We start from the raw sequence: 1,388 nt of genomic DNA on the forward strand, positions 1-1,388 counted from the left end.
AAGGACGAAGACCCGACGGGCCTGCTGAATGAAGGCTTCCGGTATCGAGATATCGAGACGGGGATGTGGCTGAGCCGAGACCCGGCAGGATTTGTCGATGGCCCCAATCTGTATGCCTATGTGAAACAGAATCCTTGGACGGCTTGGGATCCGCTTGGATTGAGTGGCTGGGGAGATCCTCGCGGGCTACCAGGATGCTCTCCTCAACTTCGTAATGCCCTAGATCAGCAGGACAGGGATCGCGCAGTATCTGCAGGACAAGCGTTGAATCACCTTGGTGGGGTAATTAAGGGAGGTTTGAGTGGCATTGGATCATTGCTTAAGATGGGGTTGAATTTGATTACTGGTGGAAGCGCTTATAAGGATCATGACGCGTTTTCGCTTGTTCCTGGGGTTGATCTTGTTGCGCACGAGGTCAATGGAACAAAGGCCGCTCTGCCTGATGTGACGACCGCCGAGGGCCAAGGAGAAGCACTCTTGTCGGTGGCCCTAATGGCTGAAGGTGGACGCGCAAGTTTTGGGAAAAAGTCTGGAGCGCCACTAGCTTCCAGTCAAAAAGCTTTGGCGACCAATGAAACCATCATTGAGTACACAGATCACACATCTAATACTTTCAATAGCGGCGAAACCTTCACAATTAACAGATGCGACTACTCTCATATTGTTGACCCACCGTCGGTTGGGCCGGGGAAACCGTTTACACAGTTACAAAAGGAAAAAATACTTCAACATAACAAAGATTCTAATAGAGGAGTTTTGCGGTCTGATCGTTCCGGTGCTCTTTTGATTCCTTCTCAAAAAAGTCAGAAATCTGTTACTCCTGCAACAAATGAAGCTCAAGTTGATCATGTCGAGCCACGATCAGTTGGTGGTGAAAATTCCTCTTCAAATGCTATGGTTCTCTCAAGAAGTGAGAATCGTCAAAAATCAAACAACACAGGGAATCAATAAATGTTCATATCTGTCAATCGCTCGGCACAATCATGCCCTCAGGCAGCAATAATTTGCTCGCATGCAGCAACCAAAAAGCACCCAATTCTTCAGGCATTTCATACAGAACATTCTGGTGAAACCGATAGTGGTTGGCAGTTTTTTTGTGGAGTTGCGAATGAAGAACGTGTCGAAGATGTTCAAGTTTGGAGCCTTGATGAAGTCCTTCAAATGGAACCCTCTTTACGAGAGTTTATGAATGTGACTGAGGGAATGACTGTTTGGCGTTCGTCAGTAGATATGCCTTGGCAAGTGTGCAGGACTTAAAAATGAACGCACGCACCAACCAATACCCCTGACCTTGCCAGTCTATTCAAAAAATTGAAGCGCAGTGAGCTTCTCAGCTAGAGCGTGTTATGAACTCTTGAGAAGAGGGAGTTAAGCATCAGCACGGCAAA

2 protein-coding genes are annotated in these 1,388 nt (G+C 47.3%); both read left to right on the plus strand.

From position 1 onward, the window contains the following. Positions 1 to 951 (plus strand): RHS repeat-associated core domain-containing protein (locus tag B5D61_RS25505; RefSeq protein WP_217699078.1); only part of this gene is annotated, 951 nt, incomplete at its 5' end. After that, positions 952 to 1,257, plus strand: coding sequence for an immunity protein Imm33 domain-containing protein (locus B5D61_RS27285; protein WP_078816245.1), 306 nt, complete (start codon positions 952 to 954; stop codon positions 1,255 to 1,257). Positions 1,258 to 1,388: the final 131 nt, after the last annotated feature.

Origin of the sequence: Prosthecobacter debontii (assembly GCF_900167535.1) — a bacterium.
Lineage (GTDB): Bacteria > Verrucomicrobiota > Verrucomicrobiia > Verrucomicrobiales > Verrucomicrobiaceae > Prosthecobacter > Prosthecobacter debontii.